Annotated in this window: 12 protein-coding genes, 3 rRNA genes, 1 pseudogene and 1 other annotated feature; all 16 genes and pseudogenes read left to right on the top strand. The window is 46.5% G+C overall.

Annotated elements, in window-relative coordinates:
* Positions 1 to 103 precede the first annotated feature (103 nt).
* The 16 genes and pseudogenes from M5V91_RS21895 to cysS all read left to right on the top strand — a co-directional run bounded on the left by M5V91_RS21895 (position 104) and on the right by cysS (position 19,834).
* A 16S ribosomal RNA gene (locus tag M5V91_RS21895) occupies positions 104 to 1,653 on the top strand.
* A gap of 180 nt (positions 1,654 to 1,833) precedes the next feature.
* Complete coding sequence (locus M5V91_RS21890) at positions 1,834 to 1,965, top strand: hypothetical protein (RefSeq protein WP_258760818.1); 132 nt, start codon at positions 1,834 to 1,836, stop codon at positions 1,963 to 1,965.
* Positions 1,960 to 4,893 (top strand): 23S ribosomal RNA (locus tag M5V91_RS21885). The genes M5V91_RS21890 and M5V91_RS21885 overlap by 6 nt, the downstream gene beginning before the upstream one ends.
* 203 nt (positions 4,894 to 5,096) lie before the next feature.
* Positions 5,097 to 5,213, top strand: a 5S ribosomal RNA gene (rrf, locus tag M5V91_RS21880).
* The 16S, 23S and 5S rRNA genes sit together here, the layout of an rRNA operon.
* Before the next feature lie 509 nt (positions 5,214 to 5,722).
* Positions 5,723 to 6,184 (top strand): CtsR family transcriptional regulator, encoded by a 462-nt coding sequence (locus M5V91_RS21875; protein ID WP_009336509.1) that lies wholly within the window; start codon positions 5,723 to 5,725, stop codon positions 6,182 to 6,184.
* A 23-nt stretch (positions 6,185 to 6,207) separates the two neighbouring features.
* Positions 6,208 to 6,756, top strand: a complete 549-nt coding sequence (mcsA, locus tag M5V91_RS21870; RefSeq protein ID WP_009336510.1) for a protein-arginine kinase activator protein McsA — start codon at positions 6,208 to 6,210, stop codon at positions 6,754 to 6,756.
* A gap of 2 nt (positions 6,757 to 6,758) precedes the next feature.
* Positions 6,759 to 7,838 carry a protein-arginine kinase McsB gene (gene mcsB / locus M5V91_RS21865; RefSeq protein ID WP_009336512.1) on the top strand — a complete coding sequence of 360 codons (1,080 nt, stop codon included), beginning with the start codon at positions 6,759 to 6,761 and terminating at the stop codon, positions 7,836 to 7,838.
* Positions 7,839 to 7,842: 4 nt separating this feature from the next.
* Complete coding sequence (gene clpC / locus M5V91_RS21860; RefSeq protein ID WP_009336514.1) at positions 7,843 to 10,293, top strand: ATP-dependent protease ATP-binding subunit ClpC; 2,451 nt, start codon at positions 7,843 to 7,845, stop codon at positions 10,291 to 10,293.
* A gap of 313 nt (positions 10,294 to 10,606) precedes the next feature.
* The gene (radA, locus tag M5V91_RS21855) at positions 10,607 to 11,986 is read left to right on the top strand and encodes a DNA repair protein RadA (RefSeq protein ID WP_192908014.1); all 1,380 of its coding nucleotides are present in this window, start codon (positions 10,607 to 10,609) and stop codon (positions 11,984 to 11,986) included.
* A 2-nt stretch (positions 11,987 to 11,988) separates the two neighbouring features.
* On the top strand, positions 11,989 to 13,062 hold the full coding sequence (gene disA / locus M5V91_RS21850) for a DNA integrity scanning diadenylate cyclase DisA (protein ID WP_009336517.1): 1,074 nt from the start codon (positions 11,989 to 11,991) through the stop codon (positions 13,060 to 13,062).
* A gap of 225 nt (positions 13,063 to 13,287) precedes the next feature.
* A complete protein-coding gene (locus M5V91_RS21845; RefSeq protein WP_019382775.1) occupies positions 13,288 to 14,376 on the top strand; it encodes a PIN/TRAM domain-containing protein in 1,089 nt (362 codons plus the stop codon).
* 85 nt (positions 14,377 to 14,461) lie between these two features.
* The gene (gene ispD / locus M5V91_RS21840; RefSeq protein WP_192908015.1) at positions 14,462 to 15,148 is read left to right on the top strand and encodes a 2-C-methyl-D-erythritol 4-phosphate cytidylyltransferase; all 687 of its coding nucleotides are present in this window, start codon (positions 14,462 to 14,464) and stop codon (positions 15,146 to 15,148) included.
* A 13-nt stretch (positions 15,149 to 15,161) separates the two neighbouring features.
* Positions 15,162 to 15,646: pseudogene (gene ispF, locus M5V91_RS21835) on the top strand (2-C-methyl-D-erythritol 2,4-cyclodiphosphate synthase).
* A 278-nt stretch (positions 15,647 to 15,924) separates the two neighbouring features.
* Positions 15,925 to 17,382, top strand: a complete 1,458-nt coding sequence (gene gltX / locus M5V91_RS21830) for a glutamate--tRNA ligase (protein ID WP_251175673.1) — start codon at positions 15,925 to 15,927, stop codon at positions 17,380 to 17,382.
* A 43-nt stretch (positions 17,383 to 17,425) separates the two neighbouring features.
* Positions 17,426 to 17,654, top strand: a binding site (T-box leader).
* Between the two features lie 127 nt (positions 17,655 to 17,781).
* The gene (gene cysE / locus M5V91_RS21825; protein WP_009336526.1) at positions 17,782 to 18,450 is read left to right on the top strand and encodes a serine O-acetyltransferase; all 669 of its coding nucleotides are present in this window, start codon (positions 17,782 to 17,784) and stop codon (positions 18,448 to 18,450) included.
* Positions 18,431 to 19,834 carry a cysteine--tRNA ligase gene (gene cysS, locus M5V91_RS21820; protein ID WP_009336528.1) on the top strand — a complete coding sequence of 468 codons (1,404 nt, stop codon included), beginning with the start codon at positions 18,431 to 18,433 and terminating at the stop codon, positions 19,832 to 19,834. Before cysE ends, cysS begins: the two co-directional genes overlap by 20 nt.
* The last annotated feature ends 3 nt before the right edge of the window (positions 19,835 to 19,837 follow it).

Genomic DNA, 19,837 nt, shown 5'->3' with positions numbered 1-19,837 from the left:
GCCTCAAGCGGCGGATTGATCTTTGAAAACTGAACGAACAAAAACGTCAACGTTAATTCTTTAGTCTTTTTTGAAAAGACAACTTATGAGCTTAATCAACTCTTATATGGAGAGTTTGATCCTGGCTCAGGACGAACGCTGGCGGCGTGCCTAATACATGCAAGTCGAGCGGACAGATGGGAGCTTGCTCCCTGAAGTCAGCGGCGGACGGGTGAGTAACACGTGGGCAACCTGCCTGTAAGACTGGGATAACTCCGGGAAACCGGGGCTAATACCGGATAATTCTTTCCCTCACATGAGGGAAAGCTGAAAGATGGTTTCGGCTATCACTTACAGATGGGCCCGCGGCGCATTAGCTAGTTGGTGAGGTAACGGCTCACCAAGGCAACGATGCGTAGCCGACCTGAGAGGGTGATCGGCCACACTGGGACTGAGACACGGCCCAGACTCCTACGGGAGGCAGCAGTAGGGAATCTTCCGCAATGGACGAAAGTCTGACGGAGCAACGCCGCGTGAGTGATGAAGGTTTTCGGATCGTAAAACTCTGTTGTTAGGGAAGAACAAGTACCGGAGTAACTGCCGGTACCTTGACGGTACCTAACCAGAAAGCCACGGCTAACTACGTGCCAGCAGCCGCGGTAATACGTAGGTGGCAAGCGTTGTCCGGAATTATTGGGCGTAAAGCGCGCGCAGGCGGTTCCTTAAGTCTGATGTGAAAGCCCCCGGCTCAACCGGGGAGGGTCATTGGAAACTGGGGAACTTGAGTGCAGAAGAGAAGAGTGGAATTCCACGTGTAGCGGTGAAATGCGTAGAGATGTGGAGGAACACCAGTGGCGAAGGCGACTCTTTGGTCTGTAACTGACGCTGAGGCGCGAAAGCGTGGGGAGCAAACAGGATTAGATACCCTGGTAGTCCACGCCGTAAACGATGAGTGCTAAGTGTTAGAGGGTTTCCGCCCTTTAGTGCTGCAGCAAACGCATTAAGCACTCCGCCTGGGGAGTACGGCCGCAAGGCTGAAACTCAAAGGAATTGACGGGGGCCCGCACAAGCGGTGGAGCATGTGGTTTAATTCGAAGCAACGCGAAGAACCTTACCAGGTCTTGACATCTCCTGACAACCCTAGAGATAGGGCGTTCCCCTTCGGGGGACAGGATGACAGGTGGTGCATGGTTGTCGTCAGCTCGTGTCGTGAGATGTTGGGTTAAGTCCCGCAACGAGCGCAACCCTTGATCTTAGTTGCCAGCATTCAGTTGGGCACTCTAAGGTGACTGCCGGTGACAAACCGGAGGAAGGTGGGGATGACGTCAAATCATCATGCCCCTTATGACCTGGGCTACACACGTGCTACAATGGATGGTACAAAGGGCTGCGAGACCGCGAGGTTAAGCGAATCCCATAAAACCATTCTCAGTTCGGATTGCAGGCTGCAACTCGCCTGCATGAAGCCGGAATCGCTAGTAATCGCGGATCAGCATGCCGCGGTGAATACGTTCCCGGGCCTTGTACACACCGCCCGTCACACCACGAGAGTTTGTAACACCCGAAGTCGGTGGGGTAACCTTTTGGAGCCAGCCGCCTAAGGTGGGACAGATGATTGGGGTGAAGTCGTAACAAGGTAGCCGTATCGGAAGGTGCGGCTGGATCACCTCCTTTCTAAGGATATTTACATGAAACGTGACGTGTTTTGTTCGTTCAGTTTTGAGAGTTCAATCTCTCAATGAAAGATTCGTTCTTTGAAAACTAGATAATGTTAATGAAGAAGCAATAACCGAGTAATCGCCATCTTAGTTTTTTCTCTTATTTTTGTTTTAAAACGAAGTAAGAGCACAAACCATGAGGGCAATGAGAAGCAAGAAGATCAAGGAAGCGACCGAACGAGCACCGGAGCGTACGAGAGTACGTGAGGAGCACAGTGACGGAGCTGACGCAGAGATTCGCCGCTTATCATTGGCCGAAGTAGGTTAAGTTAGAAAGGGCGCACGGTGAATGCCTTGGCACTAGGAGCCGATGAAGGACGGTACTAACACCGATATGCTTCGGGGAGCTGTAAGTAAGCTTTGATCCGGAGATTTCCGAATGGGGAAACCCCTATCCGTAATGGGATAGGATCTTTACCTGAATACATAGGGTATAGAAGGCAGACCCGGGGAACTGAAACATCTAAGTACCCGGAGGAAGAGAAAGCAAACGCGATTCCCTGAGTAGCGGCGAGCGAAACGGGATTAGCCCAAACCAAGAGGCTTGCCTCTTGGGGTTGTAGGACACTCTACACGGAGTTACAAAGGAACGAGGTAAATGAACAGGTCTGGAAAGGCCGGCCAGAGAAGGTAAAAGCCCTGTAGTTGAAACTTCGTTCCCTCCAGAGTGGATCCTGAGTACGGCGGGACACGAGAAATCCCGTCGGAAGCAGGGAGGACCATCTCCCAAGGCTAAATACTCCCTAGTGACCGATAGTGAACCAGTACCGTGAGGGAAAGGTGAAAAGCACCCCGGAAGGGGAGTGAAAGAGATCCTGAAACCGTGTGCCTACAAGTAGTTAGAGCCCGTTAATGGGTGATAGCGTGCCTTTTGTAGAATGAACCGGCGAGTTACGATTACATGCGAGGTTAAGTTGATGAGACGGAGCCGCAGCGAAAGCGAGTCTGAATAGGGCGAATGAGTATGTGGTCGTAGACCCGAAACCAGGTGATCTACCCATGTCCAGGGTGAAGTCCAGGTAACACTGGATGGAGGCCCGAACCCACGCACGTTGAAAAGTGCGGGGATGAGGTGTGGGTAGCGGAGAAATTCCAATCGAACTTGGAGATAGCTGGTTCTCTCCGAAATAGCTTTAGGGCTAGCCTCATGTAGTAAGAGTCTTGGAGGTAGAGCACTGTTTGGACTAGGGGCCCCCATCGGGTTACCGAATTCAGACAAACTCCGAATGCCAAAGACTTATCCATGGGAGTCAGACTGCGAGTGATAAGATCCGTAGTCAAGAGGGAAACAGCCCAGACCACCAGCTAAGGTCCCAAAGTATACGTTAAGTGGAAAAGGATGTGGAGTTGCTTAGACAACCAGGATGTTGGCTTAGAAGCAGCCACCATTTAAAGAGTGCGTAATAGCTCACTGGTCGAGTGACTCCGCGCCGAAAATGTACCGGGGCTAAACGTGTCACCGAAGCTGTGGATTGACATCTTCCGATGTCAGTGGTAGGAGAGCGTTCTAAGGGCGTTGAAGCCAGACCGCAAGGACTGGTGGAGCGCTTAGAAGTGAGAATGCCGGTATGAGTAGCGAAAGATGGGTGAGAATCCCATCCACCGAATGCCTAAGGTTTCCTGAGGAAGGCTCGTCCGCTCAGGGTTAGTCGGGACCTAAGCCGAGGCTGAAAAGCGTAGGCGATGGACAACAGGTTGATATTCCTGTACCACCTCTTTACCGTTTGAGCAATGGGGGGACGCAGGAGGATAGGGTAAGCACGCTGCTGGATTAGCGTGTCCAAGCAGTTAGGCCGGTAACGAGGCAAATCCCGTTACCACATAGGCTGAGCTGTGACGGCGAGGGAAATTTAGTACCGAAGTTCCTGATTCCACACTGCCAAGAAAAGCCTCTAGCGAGGGAAAAGGTGCCCGTACCGCAAACCGACACAGGTAGGCGAGGAGAGAATCCTAAGGTGAGCGAGAGAACTCTCGTTAAGGAACTCGGCAAAATGACCCCGTAACTTCGGGAGAAGGGGTGCTCATTAGGGTGAATAGCCCTGATGAGCCGCAGTGAATAGGCCCAGGCGACTGTTTAGCAAAAACACAGGTCTCTGCGAAGCCGCAAGGCGAAGTATAGGGGCTGACGCCTGCCCGGTGCTGGAAGGTTAAGAGGAGAGGTTAGCGCAAGCGAAGCTTTGAATCGAAGCCCCAGTAAACGGCGGCCGTAACTATAACGGTCCTAAGGTAGCGAAATTCCTTGTCGGGTAAGTTCCGACCCGCACGAAAGGCGTAACGATCTGGGCACTGTCTCAACGAGAGACTCGGTGAAATTATAGTACCTGTGAAGATGCAGGTTACCCGCGACAGGACGGAAAGACCCCGTGGAGCTTTACTGTAGCCTGATATTGAATTTTGGTACAGCTTGTACAGGATAGGTAGGAGCCTGAGAAGCCGGAGCGCCAGCTTCGGTGGAGGCGTCGGTGGGATACTACCCTGGCTGTATTGAAATTCTAACCCGCGCCCCTTATCGGGGCGGGAGACAGTGTCAGGTGGGCAGTTTGACTGGGGCGGTCGCCTCCTAAAAAGTAACGGAGGCGCCCAAAGGTTCCCTCAGAATGGTTGGAAATCATTCGCAGAGTGTAAAGGCACAAGGGAGCTTGACTGCGAGACCTACAAGTCGAGCAGGGACGAAAGTCGGGCTTAGTGATCCGGTGGTTCCGCATGGAAGGGCCATCGCTCAACGGATAAAAGCTACCCCGGGGATAACAGGCTTATCTCCCCCAAGAGTCCACATCGACGGGGAGGTTTGGCACCTCGATGTCGGCTCATCGCATCCTGGGGCTGTAGTCGGTCCCAAGGGTTGGGCTGTTCGCCCATTAAAGCGGTACGCGAGCTGGGTTCAGAACGTCGTGAGACAGTTCGGTCCCTATCCGTCGTGGGCGCAGGAAATTTGAGAGGAGCTGTCCTTAGTACGAGAGGACCGGGATGGACGCACCGCTGGTGTACCAGTTGTCTTGCCAAAGGCATCGCTGGGTAGCTATGTGCGGAAGGGATAAGTGCTGAAAGCATCTAAGCATGAAGCCCCCTCGAGATGAGATTTCCCATAGCGTCAAGCTAGTAAGATCCCTGAAAGATGATCAGGTTGATAGGTCAGAGGTGGAAGCGTGGCGACATGTGGAGCTGACTGATACTAATCGATCGAGGACTTAACCAAAACGAAAAGCGGAGGCGACTGTTCAACTTCGAGAGACGTTGGAGAGCCGGCCATTCAAATCCTGGTTTTGGGATTTGGAGGGACGGATCGAAACGGCCGAGAAGTTAGGAGCCGAAGCTAGACAAGTCATTGGTGAATACTCGGCAAATACTTCTTCATACATTATCTAGTTTTGAGGGAACGAAGTTTCTTCAACCAAATAGTCCGGTGGCGATAGCGAGAAGGTCACACCCGTTCCCATACCGAACACGGAAGTTAAGCTTCTCAGCGCCGATGGTAGTTGGGGGCTGTCCCCCTGTGAGAGTAGGACGCTGCCGGGCATATGAAAGAGCACCTGATGGGTGCTCTTTTTTGTATGTCTGGAGATTTATTGAATACAAATTTCTTATTTGGACTCTGCTTTTTAGTGGGAAATTGGGCTAAATGTGAGTTTACTTCATAAAGCTCAATTCATGCTAGATAAAAGTATCGCTAACTGCATCGCAGCTTCATAGAATCCAGAATCAGGGCATTCAGCAGGTTCATTCAGCCATTCTGCAGGATTCCATCTCTCTATTCCGACCGAACATCAAGCCAGGACAGCTAACCATATCATCTGTCCATCTGGCAATCAAGCGCAAAACACTTCCCAGCCTCCAAAAAAACTTCTCCCATCCAAGCACAAACCCGCCCAATCAAAAATATATTGTTATCGACATTAACTTCCATTTTCAGGTTTGGGAAGTCAAAAAATGGGGGAAAATTATTAATACCCGCCAATTGCAAGAAATTACATAAATCATGTATAATTAATGTCAAATATAGTCAAAGTCAGATAGGGGGAGGCCTGGTGAGGAATATATCCGACATAATTGAAAATTATCTAAAACAGGTTTTAGAGAAGAGCGAAAGGGAAATCGTGGAAATTAAAAGAAGTGAAATTGCTGATAAGTTCCAGTGTGTTCCTTCTCAGATCAATTATGTGATCAACACCCGTTTCACGATTGAGAAAGGCTATGCAGTAGAAAGTAAGCGGGGAGGCGGGGGCTTCATCCGGATTATGAAAGTCCAGTCCTATGACCATGCTGATTTAATTGACCAGTTAATTTCATTGGTTCAAAGCAGGATTGCCCAGAGCAGTGCAGAGAATGTCATTTACCGTCTGGTAGAAGAAGAGATTATAACACATAGGGAAGCTAAAATAATGCTTAGTGTTATAGACCGCTCTGTTCTGTATATTGATCTTCCATTCAGGGATGAGCTGAGGGCAAGAATGCTTAAGGCAATGTTAACCACTTTGAAATATAAATAGTAGTGAGCTGGAGAGGTGACGTCATGATTTGTCAGGAATGTAACCAAAGGCCGGCCACGCTGCACTTTACAAAGGTTGTAAATGGCGAGAAAGCAGAGTTTCATCTTTGCGAGAAATGCGCACAGGAAAAAGGTGAAATGTTTATGCTGGGCAGCGGGTCTGGTTTTTCAATAAACAACTTGCTTGCTGGTCTTCTGAATATTCAGCCTGCCTTTCAGGAATCGGGCCAGGATGCTTTTCAGCAGGAGAAAGTCCTGCAGTGTGAGCAATGTTCCCTCACCTTTCAGCAGTTTATTAAAGTAGGCCGCTTTGGATGCGCCAACTGCTATGAGACCTTTAAAGATCAATTGAACCCAATTCTTAGAAGGCTACACAGCGGGAATTTCTCACACAGCGGAAAAATTCCTGCGCGAATCGGGGGAACCATTCACTTGCGAAGGAATATTGATGATTTAAAAAACAATTTAAAAGAAATGATTGCCAAAGAAGAGTTTGAAAGAGCGGCAGAATTGAGGGACGAAATAAGGAAATTGGAAAAGCAGCTCAATGCCGATCAAAAGGGAGGGGAGTAAGCTTGTCGCTGGAACGTTTCATGAATCAAGCTATTAGCTCCTGGATGAGTGCGGAAGGTCCTGATTCCGATATTGTATTAAGTTCACGAATCAGGCTTGCCCGCAATATAAAGCAATATAAATTCCCCACTTTATTTTCAAATGAAGAAGCAGAAGCAGTCATTGAAAAAATAAAGGCGAGGGTGGAGCATTCTTCTTTTTCGAAACTTGGGGAAATGGAGCTTTTATTAATGGATCGCCTTCAGCCTCTTCAAAAAAGAGTGCTGATGGAAAAGCATCTGATCAGTCCCCATCTTGCTGAGAATTCAACTTATGGTGCCTGCCTTCTTTCTGAAAATGAAGAAGTCAGCATCATGATTAATGAAGAAGACCATATAAGGATTCAATGCCTGTTTCCGGGGTTTCAGCTTTCTGAAGCCTTAAGTATGGCGAATGAAATTGATGATTGGCTGGAGGAAGAAGCCGATTATGCATTTGATGAAAATATTGGCTTTTTAACAAGCTGTCCCACAAATGTAGGTACAGGGCTCAGGGCATCGGTTATGATGCATTTGCCGGGCCTCGTTCTCACACAGCAAATGAACCGGATTATTCCGGCAATTAACCAGCTTGGTTTAGTTGTTAGAGGAATTTACGGGGAGGGCAGCGAAGCTTTAGGTAACATCTTTCAAGTTTCAAATCAGATCACTCTCGGAAAATCAGAAGAGGATATCGCAGAGGATCTGAAAAGCGTTGTCAGCCAGCTGATTTCTCAGGAAAGATCGGCAAGGGAAGCATTAGCAAAGACTTCTAACATACAATTAGAAGACAGAGTCTTCCGCTCTTATGGCATTTTATCAAATAGCCGGATCATTGAATCAAAGGAAGCAGCACAATGCTTGTCTGATGTTCGCCTGGGGATTGATATGAAGTACATTAAAAACATATCAAAAAATATATTGAATGAGCTGATGATCCTGACACAGCCCGGATTCCTGCAGCAATATGCAGGCGGGCCGCTGAGACCGCATGAACGCGATATCCGCAGGGCTTCATTAATCAGGGAAAGATTAAAAATGGAAGATCAAGAGTTGGGAGGATGAAAATATGATGTTCGGACGATTTACGGAAAGAGCTCAAAAAGTATTGGCTTTAGCACAGGAGGAAGCAATCCGTTTAGGACATAACAACATCGGAACAGAGCATATTCTGCTGGGGCTTGTACGCGAAGGTGAAGGCATTGCTGCAAAAGCTTTGTATGCTTTAGGCCTCGGCTCTGATAAGATCCAAAAAGAGGTTGAGAATTTAATCGGCAGGGGGCAGGATGCTTCCCAGACCATTCACTATACACCGCGTGCCAAGAAAGTTATTGAACTTTCCATGGACGAAGCAAGAAAGCTTGGCCATTCTTATGTAGGAACAGAGCATATCCTGCTTGGCCTGATCCGCGAGGGCGAAGGCGTGGCAGCGAGAGTGTTGAATAACCTAGGAGTCAGCCTCAATAAAGCGCGTCAGCAAGTGCTTCAGCTATTAGGCAGCAATGAGTCCGGCAGCCATCAGGGAGGGTCCGCAGCCAATGCGAACACACCGACACTGGATGGATTGGCACGTGACTTGACTGCTATTGCCAGAGAAGGAAGCCTGGATCCGGTTATTGGGCGAAGCAAAGAAATTCAGCGCGTAATCGAAGTATTAAGCCGCAGGACGAAAAACAACCCGGTTTTGATCGGTGAGCCTGGTGTAGGTAAAACAGCCATTGCAGAAGGCCTGGCACAGCAGATCATTAATAACGAAGTGCCGGAGACTCTTCGTGATAAAAGGGTTATGACGCTTGATATGGGTACAGTTGTAGCTGGAACGAAGTATCGCGGTGAATTTGAAGACCGCCTGAAGAAGGTAATGGATGAAATCAGGCAGGCCGGAAACATTATTTTATTCATTGACGAGCTTCATACATTAATAGGTGCAGGCGGAGCAGAAGGGGCTATAGATGCTTCCAACATCTTAAAGCCTTCTCTGGCACGCGGTGAACTTCAGTGCATAGGTGCAACAACTCTTGATGAATACAGAAAATACATTGAAAAGGATGCGGCACTTGAAAGAAGATTCCAGCCTATTACGGTTGATGAGCCTACTGCGGAAGAATCAGTACAGATTCTTGAAGGTCTTCGTGACCGTTATGAGGCACACCATCGCGTGACGATTACGGATGCAGCCATTCAAGCGGCTGTAAAACTATCAGACCGCTACATCTCAGACCGCTTCCTTCCAGATAAAGCGATTGATTTAATTGACGAAGCGGGTTCGAAGGTAAGACTTCGCTCTTATACTACCCCTCCAAACCTGAAAGAGCTGGAGGTTAAACTCGAGGATGTAAGGAAAGAGAAAGATGCTGCCGTTCAAAGCCAGGAATTTGAAAAGGCGGCTTCCTTAAGAGATACAGAGCAGCGCCTGCGCGAACAGCTTGAAGAAACGAAGAAAACATGGAAAGAAAAGCAGGGCAAAGAGAACAGTGAAGTGACGGTTGAGGACATCGCCAATGTTGTGGCCAGCTGGACTGGAATCCCTGTATCGAAGCTGGCCCAAACAGAAACAGAAAAGCTTCTGAACCTGGAAGAAATTCTTCATTCCCGTGTAATCGGACAGGAAGAAGCGGTTAAGGCCATTTCGAAGGCTGTCCGCCGTGCCCGTGCAGGCCTTAAAGATCCGAAGCGCCCGATTGGCTCTTTTGTATTCCTTGGGCCGACTGGTGTAGGTAAAACGGAGCTAGCCCGTGCATTAGCAGAAGCGATGTTCGGTGACGAGGATGCGATGATCCGCATCGATATGTCAGAATACATGGAGAAACACTCCACATCCCGTCTGGTAGGTTCACCTCCGGGCTATGTAGGATATGAAGAAGGCGGGCAGTTAACCGAAAAAGTCCGCAGAAAGCCATATTCTGTTGTGCTGCTGGATGAAATTGAAAAGGCGCATCCTGATGTATTCAACATCCTTTTACAGGTATTGGAAGACGGAAGATTAACAGACTCTAAGGGCAGAACCGTTGATTTCCGCAATACCGTTCTGATTATGACATCCAATGTAGGTGCTGAAGCACTTAAGCGGAACAAATACGTTGGTTTTAACATCCAGGATGGGGAACAGGATTACAAAGATATGAAAGGAAAAGTAATGGAGGAGATGAAAAAGTCCTTCCGACCGGAATTCCTGAATCGTATCGATGAAATCATCGTTTTCCATGCATTGGAGAAAAAGCATCTTCAGGAAATTGTTTCGCTGATGTCTGACACTTTAACGAAACGATTGAAGGAACAGGATATTACACTGGAATTGACGGATGCAGCCAAAGAAAAAATCTCGGTTGAGGGTTATGATCCTGAGTACGGTGCACGTCCGCTTCGCCGGGCTATTCAAAAGCATATTGAAGACCGCTTATCCGAAGAGCTGTTAAAGGGCACAGTCCTAACCGGGCAATCCGTGGTAATCGATGTAAAGGATGGAGAATTTGTTGTGAAAACGGCTGAACCAAGCGGAACAGCAAATCTTCAGAAATAAGGTTAACGAACCCCTAATAAAGCATCAATAGATTTTACACAGCAAAAAGGTACACGTCCCTGTTATACGTGTACCTTTTTGTACTCTATCAGCCCATTTTTTCATTACAGCCTTAAAAGAGGTTTATTCTGCCGTTTTATGTTAATTTTAAGAGAGAAAGAGATATCAGGACAAAAACATTTTAAGACCCGTTGGAAAAGGGAATAGGAAGTAAACCGTACTTCTGTCATCACTGGTTCTTTCATGCAAGGCCGGTAATATTAAGATTTCCTTTAATACGGCTGGATGAATGTGTACAGAGAGGGGAAGAAGTATGGCTAAAAGAAAAACGAAATTCATGTGCCAGGAATGCGGCTATGAATCACCGAAGTGGATGGGGAAATGTCCGGGATGCGGACAGTGGAATACGATGGTGGAAGAGGTGGAGAAGCCTGCTTCAACGAGAAGGGGCGCTTTTGCTCATTCACAGGGCTCTGCCATAGCGGCGAAAGCTACACCGATTACATCCATTGAAACAGTCAGCGAACCACGCATACATACCGATTTAATAGAATTAAACCGTGTCCTTGGGGGAGGAATCGTTAGAGGTTCCCTTGTTCTTATTGGGGGAGATCCGGGCATCGGGAAATCAACGCTTCTTCTTCAAGTGTCATCACAGCTGGCGAACAGGAAGCATTCTGTTCTTTATATATCAGGGGAAGAATCCATGCGTCAGACGAAGCTGCGTGCTGACCGCTTAGGTGTTTCTTCAGACAGTCTGCTTGTTTACTCGGAAACCAGCCTTGATGAAATCAGCAGAACAATTGATTCAGTGAGTCCTGACTTTGTCATTATAGACTCCATTCAGACGATCTTTCATCCTGAAGTGACATCAGCGCCTGGCAGCGTTTCTCAGGTCCGGGAATGTACCGCTGAGCTAATGCGCATCGGCAAAACGAAGGGAATTGCCATTTTTATCGTAGGGCATGTTACAAAGGAAGGGTCCATTGCCGGTCCAAGACTTCTGGAGCATATGGTTGATACGGTTTTGTACTTTGAGGGTGAACGCCATCATACATACCGGATCCTGCGGGCAGTGAAAAACAGATTTGGCTCAACAAACGAGATGGGCATTTTTGAAATGAAGGAATTTGGGCTTGAGGAAGTGGCTAACCCGTCAGAAATTTTCCTGGAAGAGCGGTCACAGGGAGCTGCCGGTTCAACAGTCGTTGCTTCTATGGAAGGAACGAGGCCAGTCCTGGTTGAAATTCAGGCGCTGATTTCTCCAACAAGCTTTGGAAATCCAAGACGAATGGCGACAGGAATTGATCATAACCGGGTTCCGCTCCTGATGGCGGTTTTGGAAAAACGGGTCGGGATGCTCCTGCAAAATCAGGATGCATACTTAAAAGTCGCTGGCGGAGTGAAGCTTGATGAACCGGCTATTGATCTGGCCATTGCTGTGAGTATTGCGTCAAGCTTTCGGGATAAGCCAACAAAGGCAACAGACTGCATCATCGGAGAAGTAGGACTCACAGGAGAGGTCAGGAGAGTATCAAGAATAGAACAAAGAGTGCAGGAGGCAGCCAAGCTGGGTTTTGAGCGGGTTATCCTGCCGGCGAACAATCTTGGCGGCTGGAGCGCACCGGGAGGAATTGAACTAATCGGAGTAAGTTCGGTCGGTGAAGCTCTTAAGGCTGCGTTAGGGGGATAAAGATGGAGACTAAAAAAATGGGCGAAAAAACGATGAGTGAAATCCTTCGGTTCATGGCTCCGGGTACGCCTATCAGGGAAGGGATTGATAATGTTCTTCGCGCTAATACAGGCGGGCTGATTGTATTGGGCTCAAAGGAAAAGTTGAGTAACCTTGTTGATGGCGGGTTCCAAATCAATTGCCCATTTTCGCCAAGCTATTTGTATGAACTGGCCAAGATGGATGGAGCCATTATTTTAAATGAAGAAGGGAACAAGATTCTCATTGCTAATGCTCAGCTGGCTCCCGATCCTGGTGTACCTTCAACCGAAACGGGCATGCGGCACCGGACGGCTGAGCGGGTTGCCAGGCAAACAGGCGCATTAGTGATTGCCATTTCCCAGAGACGAAATGTCATTACCCTTTATAAAGGCCATTCACGCTATGCCCTGCGTGATATTGGCGTCATTTTAACTAAGGCGAATGTAGCCGTGCAGACTCTTGAAAAGTATAAGGTCGTTCTTGAACAGAGCATCGGCAACCTTAGCATCCTGGAATTTGAAGAGCTTGTTACATACAGTGACATCCTGCATGTTTTTCATAATATCGAAATGGTTCTGCGCATTAAAAATGAACTGCTCACCTATTTAAGTGAACTGGGTACTGAAGGAAGGCTGATTCGGCTCCAGATGAATGAGCTGCTGATGGAGCTTGAAAGAGAAGCAGAATGGATTATAAAAGACTATGCTCAATCCAGGGACATCGACTCAAGGGATGCAATTGTTAAGCTTCAGGAGCTATCAAAAGGAGAAATGCTCGAAGACTCTGTCATTCTTAAGCTTCTTGGCTACAATGGGTATATTCATACGGAAGAATTCAAATGCCCCCGCGGCTACCGCATGCTGAATAAAGTTCCCCGCCTTCCGCCGATTATTATCGACAATCTGATTAACCGGTTTGAAGAATTTCCGAATATCATCACGGCGACAGTAGAGGAGCTCGATGAGGTAGAAGGAATCGGAGAGGTAAGGGCCAGAAAAATTAAAGAAGGACTTAAGCTCATAAAAGAGCAGGTTTTTGCGGACCGTCAGCTATAAAGAGACCATTGAACTATGTAATTAGTTATGCTAAAATGATAAGTTAATTATTTGACAGTTTATTGCCAATGGTGCTACCCTTAAAGTGTGTAGAAGTAAAAATTTAAGCAGTATAAAGACTTTTTTACTATCGTGAAATAATTATTAGGGAAAAATTGAAAATCCCCCGGATTCAGGGTTTCAATTTTGTGAATTTGTTTATAATGATTAAAAGGAGGTGACGGAATGTTAAAACGTATTGTACAGGCATGCTTCCTTATTATCGGGGTAACGCTGGGTATATTTTTGATTCCTGACTTATTAAAATTAATCAGTTTAGATGACATTCCTCTTTTAAATAATCCATATGTGTCCGCCATTTTAGGTGCTATTATTTTTTATCTTTTAACTTTTTGGGCGGTTGATCATGTCGTCAATTTCGTGAGATGGGCAGAAGAATCACTGGTAAAAGTACCTATAACAGATATTATTTTTGGAAGTGTCGGCCTGGTTTTTGGATTAGTCATTGCCTTTTTAATCGGATATGCATTAAATGCGATTGAGGTCCCGATTCTGAATACCGTTGCTCCGATTGTTCTGACGCTCCTGTTCGGCTATCTAGGATTTCAGGTGGGCTTTAAAAAGCGGGATGAGCTTTTAAGTTTAATTTCAAGCAAGAAAAAGAAGAGCAGTGAAGAAGAACCCGAACCTGAAGCTGCACCCAAAAACTCACTCAAGATTCTTGATACCAGCGTTATTATCGATGGACGCATTGCTGATATCTGTCAGACGGGCTTTCTGGAAGGTACGATTGTCATTCCTCAGTTTGTACTCGAAGAGCTTCAGCACATTGCTGATTCTTCAGATGTATTAAAGCGCAACCGTGGCAGACGGGGTCTGGATATACTGAATCGGATCCAAAAAGAGCTTTCGATTAATGTGGAAATCTATGAAGGCGATTTTGAAGAAATCCAAGAGGTGGACAGCAAGCTCGTGAAGCTGGCTAAGCTGACGAATGGCGTCGTTGTGACCAATGACTTTAACTTAAACAAAGTATGTGAACTGCAAAAAGTGGCAGTCCTCAATATTAATGACCTGGCAAATGCCGTCAAACCGGTTGTGCTTCCAGGCGAAGAAATGAAGGTACAGGTTATTAAGGACGGCAAGGAACAGAATCAGGGAATTGCTTATCTGGACGACGGCACGATGATTGTAGTGGAAGAAGGCAGAAATTATATTGGCAAACATATCGATGTTCTTGTCACAAGTGTTCTGCAGACATCAGCCGGACGAATGATCTTTGCAAAACCTAAGCTTCTGGAAAAAGCTTTATAATGTATGATAGAAAGTAGGACAGAATGTGCAGGGAGATTGCTTTCCCTGCCTTTTTCCTGCTTTTTTAAAAGATAGGAGCCATAATATGAATTATCAAGTGATTCTCCCGGCGGCCGGGCAGGGGAAAAGAATGGGAGCCGGAAAGAATAAGCTTCTCCTGGAAATCGGGAATGTCCCTGTGTTTATACATACGTTAAGAGTTTTTGAAAGTGACGCGGAATGCACGGGCATTTATCTGGCAATCAATCCTCAGGATGAGGAAGAAATACGCATTCTGTTAAAAGAGCATCAGATTACGAAAGTGGCCGCTATGGCAGAAGGCGGGCAGGAAAGGCAGCATAGCGTCTATAATGCGGCCAAGGCGGTTTCGGGTGAGCAAGTGGTGCTGGTTCATGACGCTGCCCGCCCTTTTATTACCCGGGATTTACTGCAGCCGCTGGTGAAAGCAGCATGGGAAAAAGGAGCTGCTGTTCTTGCAGTACCGCTGAAGGATACAGTTAAAAAAGCTGACGGAAATTTAATTACAGAAACACTTGAACGTTCCTGCCTGTGGGCTGTTCAAACTCCACAGGCCTTTCGTGTTTCTTCCCTGCTTGAGGCACACCGCAAGGCCGAGGAAGACGGCTTCCTGGGAACAGATGATGCCAGCCTTGTGGAGCGTTTAGGCAATGAAGTGGTGATTGTTCAAGGAAGTTACGATAATATTAAGCTGACTACACCAGAAGATATTTATTTTGCGGAAGCAATTATAAAGAAAAGAAGTCATATATAAAGGAGATTGTATAATGTTTCGGATTGGACAAGGTTTTGATGTTCATCAGTTTGCAGAAGGACGCCCGCTGATTATCGGGGGTATTGAAATACCATATGAGAAAGGGCTGCTGGGGCATTCAGATGCAGATGTCCTGCTGCATACAGTGGCCGATGCCTGCCTTGGAGCAATTGGAGAAGGAGACATTGGTCGGCATTTTCCTGATACTGATCCTGAATTCAAGGATGCCGATTCTGCGAAGCTGCTCGCGCATGTGTGGGGAATCGTAAAAGAAAAAGGGTATGAGCTGGTTAATGCAGACTGCACCATCATTGCCCAGAAGCCGAAAATGGCACCTCATATCGGGAAAATGCAGGAGCGGATTGCAGAGCTTCTGGAAACTGGGAAAGAAAATATTAATGTGAAAGCAACAACTACAGAAAAGCTTGGATTTACAGGACGGGGGAGGGAATCGCCTCCCAGGCCGCTGTTTTGCTGAAAAAGAAAGAGAGCCAGTAAAATTACCTTTCAGAAGAAAAACCTGAGTGTTAAAATATAGCTTATTGCAGTCTAATGGGCAGTAAGACTCCCGATTTTGGACTCAAAGGATTCCAAGGGAGATACGCGGGAGTCAAACTGCCCGTATAGGCCCGATTGGTTCAACCAGCAATCAGTAGCGGGAAAGTTGGCTAAATGAGCAAATAAGTGTTCTATCGTTTGTATCAGCAACAAATCCCCATAGTTGTACCACTGATTGAGTTTCACTTTATCGTTAAGATTTTAAGGAGGCAATTAGTATGTCAAATGAAATCCGCGTCCGCTATGCTCCGAGTCCGACTGGACATTTGCATATCGGAAATGCAAGAACGGCGCTTTTCAACTATTTGTTTGCAAGAAGCAAAGGCGGGAAATTCATCATCCGCATTGAGGATACAGATAAGAAAAGGAATATTGAAGGCGGCGAAGAAAGCCAGCTTCACTATTTAAAATGGCTTGGCATGGATTGGGACGAGAGCATCGACCAGGAAGGCGAATTTGGCCCATACCGCCAATCTGAAAGAAATCATATCTATGAAACATACTACATGGAATTGCTCGACAAAGGGCATGCCTATAAATGCTATTGTACGGAAGAGGAACTGGAAGCAGAGCGAGAAGCTCAATCTGCAAAAGGCGATACTCCTGCTTACTCAGGAAAATGCCGTCATCTGACAGAGGATGAAAGAGCTGCACTGGAAGCAGAAGGCAGAAAGCCAAGCATCCGCTTCTTAGTGCCAAAAGGCAGGGAATTGACATTCAATGACATGGTAAAAGGCGAAGTGTCATTCGAATCTGAAGGCTTTGGCGATTTTGTCATTGTCAAAAAGGATGGCACTCCTACTTATAACTTTGCCGTAGCAGTGGATGACCACCTTATGAAAATTTCTCATGTCCTGCGCGGAGATGACCATATCTCCAATACGCCTAAGCAGCAGATGATATACGAAGCATTAGGCTGGGACATTCCGACGTTTGGCCATATGACGCTGATTGTCAATGAAAGCCGCAAAAAACTGAGCAAGCGGGACGAGACAATTATCCAGTTCATTGAGCAGTATGAAGAGCTCGGCTATCTGCCGGAAGCGCTCTTTAACTTTATTGCTCTGCTTGGCTGGTCTCCTGCAGGCGAGGAAGAAATCTTCTCCAAAGAAGAATTCATTGATATTTTTGATGAAAGCAGATTATCAAAATCTCCTGCCCTTTTCGATAAGCAGAAGCTTGAGTGGATGAATAACCAGTACATGAAGAAGCTTGATCAAGACCGTCTGGTGGCCATTTCAGCCCCTCACCTGGTAAAGGCAGGTAAGATCAGTGAAAACTGGAAGCAGGAAAATGAAGATTGGGTTAGAAGCCTGATCACTCTTTATCAGGAAAAAATGAGCTATGGCGCTCAAATTGCTGAGCTTTCAGAACTGTTCTTTACAGAAGAAATGACAGTTGATGAAGAAGCGAAGGAAGTTCTGGCTGAAGAGCAGGTTCCTGAAGTGCTGTCTGCTTTCCTGCAGGAAATTGATAATATGTCAGAGTTCAAAGCGGATGAAATTAAAGCGGCCATGAAGGCTGTGCAAAAATCAACAGGCCACAAGGGCAAGAAACTGTTCATGCCAATCCGTTCAGCTACTACTGGCCAAACCCATGGGCCTGATCTGCCGCAGGCCATCGAGCTTTTAGGAAAAGAAAAAGTAAAAACTCGATTAATGAGCATTATTGGTTAACATCTTGGAGAAAATGTAATATAGTATTAAGTAAATTCTATATCGAAAAGTGTTGAAGAGGAAAAGTAAGAAAAAAGATGCTTTTTAGAGAGAACCATCACCGGCTGAAAGTGGTTTAAGCCTCTCCTTTTTCCGAAGTGCGCCTCAGAGCCTCAATTTGAACGGATGCCCATGTTTCCTAGTAGATTTGAGCGGAACTTATCCGTTAACAAGTTAAAGTTGAGGCTTCTGAAGCCTAAACAGAGTGGAACCGCGCATAAAGCGTCTCTGTCCGATTGTGGCAGAGGCGCTTTTTTATATTTTAAAACCTACTTTTATGGGCGGAGAAATATTATAGGGGAAAAGCTTTAGAAAAATAAAAAAAGAGATCGAGATCTATGTCGGGAGGGGAAATGAACAATGTTTGCAAGAATGAAGGAAGATATCGAAGTGGTATTTGAACAGGATCCGGCAGCAAGAAGTTATTTGGAAGTAGTATTAACATACTCAGGATTGCATGCTGTCTGGTCGCATCGCATAGCCCACGCACTTTTTAAAAGGAAGTTTTATTTTCTTGCAAGAGTTGTTTCCCAGGTCAGCCGCTTTTTCACAGGAATTGAAATTCACCCTGGAGCTAAGATCGGCAGACGCTTTTTTATCGACCATGGCATGGGGGTTGTCATCGGGGAAACTTGTGAAATCGGTGATAATGTAACTGTTTTCCAGGGTGTGACACTTGGGGGAACCGGAAAGGAAAAAGGCAAGCGGCATCCTACAATTAAGGACAACGCGCTGATCGCGACTGGTGCGAAGGTTTTGGGTTCCATTACTATTGGAGAGAATTCTAAGATAGGGGCAGGCTCTGTTGTCCTTCATGAGGTTCCGCCCAATTCAACCGTAGTCGGCATTCCTGGAAGAGTGAAAGTCCGGGATGGAGTAAAAATTAGCAAGGATTTAAATCATTGTGATCTTCCCGATCCAATTGCAGACCGGTTTAAGGAATTGGAGAAGGAGCTGCAGGAATTAAAAGGCGAAGTCGAAACGTTGAGGAAAGAAAGGAGCCAGATTCATGGCCATTCAAATCTATAATACACTTACTCGTCAAAAAGAAGATTTTATTCCCATAGAAGAGGGAAAAGTGAAAATGTATGTGTGCGGTCCTACCGTTTATAACTATATCCATATAGGGAATGCGCGCCCGCCAATTGTATTTGATACTGTGCGCAGATATCTTGAATTCCGCGGCTTCGATGTTCAGTATGTATCCAATTTTACTGATGTGGATGATAAGCTGATCCGCGTAGCCAATGAACTGGGAACGGATGTTCCAAGCATCGCGGAACGATTCATTAATGCCTACTTCGAAGACGTTTCTGCACTGGGCTGCAGAAAGGCTGATGTCCACCCGAGAGTGACAGAAAGCATCGATATCATTATTGAGTTTATCCAGACATTGATTGATAAAGGCTTCGCGTATGAATCAGAAGGGGATGTTTATTACCATACCCGTAAGTTCGATGAGTACGGAAAACTGTCCCATCAGTCCATTGATGAGTTGCGGGTCGGTGCCCGCATTGCAGTCGGCGAAAAGAAACAGGATTCTCTCGACTTTGTTCTTTGGAAAGCAGCGAAGGAAGGGGAAATCGCGTGGGAGAGCCCTTGGGGACAGGGAAGGCCGGGGTGGCATATTGAGTGCTCGGCTATGGCAAGGAAATACCTCGGGGACACAATTGATATTCATGCCGGCGGACAGGATCTGTCTTTCCCGCATCATGAAAATGAGATCGCCCAATCGGAAGCATTGACAGGCAAAACGTTTGCCCGCTATTGGATGCACAATGGCTATATTAATATCGACAACGAAAAAATGTCTAAATCACTGGGGAATTTCGTCCTGGTTCATGACATTATCCAAAAGCATGACCCGCAGGTTCTAAGATTTTTCATGCTGTCCGTACATTACAGACATCCGATTAACTACAGTGATGAGCTTCTTGAAAATACCCGTACAGGGCTCGAGCGCATTAAAACGTCTTATCACAATTTGCAGCATCGCAAAGAAGCAAGTGTGAACCTGACTGATAATAATCAGGAGTGGCTGGATAAAATAACCTCTCTACATGAACAGTTCATTCAAGATATGGATGATGATTTCAATACAGCCAATGCCGTATCTATTTTGTTCGAACTGTCTAAGCTTGCGAATTATTATCTGATGGAGAAAAACACAGCTGTTGAAGTGATTGATGCTTTCACGAAAGAATTCGAAACGCTGTTTGACGTATTGGGCCTTTCTCTTGAAGAAACAAATGCTGACCTTCTGGATGAGGAAATCGAACAGCTGATTGAGCAGAGGCAGCAGGCCAGAAAAGAGCGTAATTTCGAACTGGCAGACAAAATCCGCGATCAGCTGAAAGAGATGAATATTATCCTTGAAGATACACCGCAGGGAATCAGATGGAAAAGAGGCTAAGCA

Origin of the sequence: Cytobacillus pseudoceanisediminis (genome assembly GCF_023516215.1) — a bacterium.
Classification (GTDB): Bacteria; Bacillota; Bacilli; order Bacillales; family Cytobacillaceae; genus Cytobacillus; species Cytobacillus pseudoceanisediminis.
This window is presented reverse-complemented; position numbering and strand designations above follow the sequence as displayed.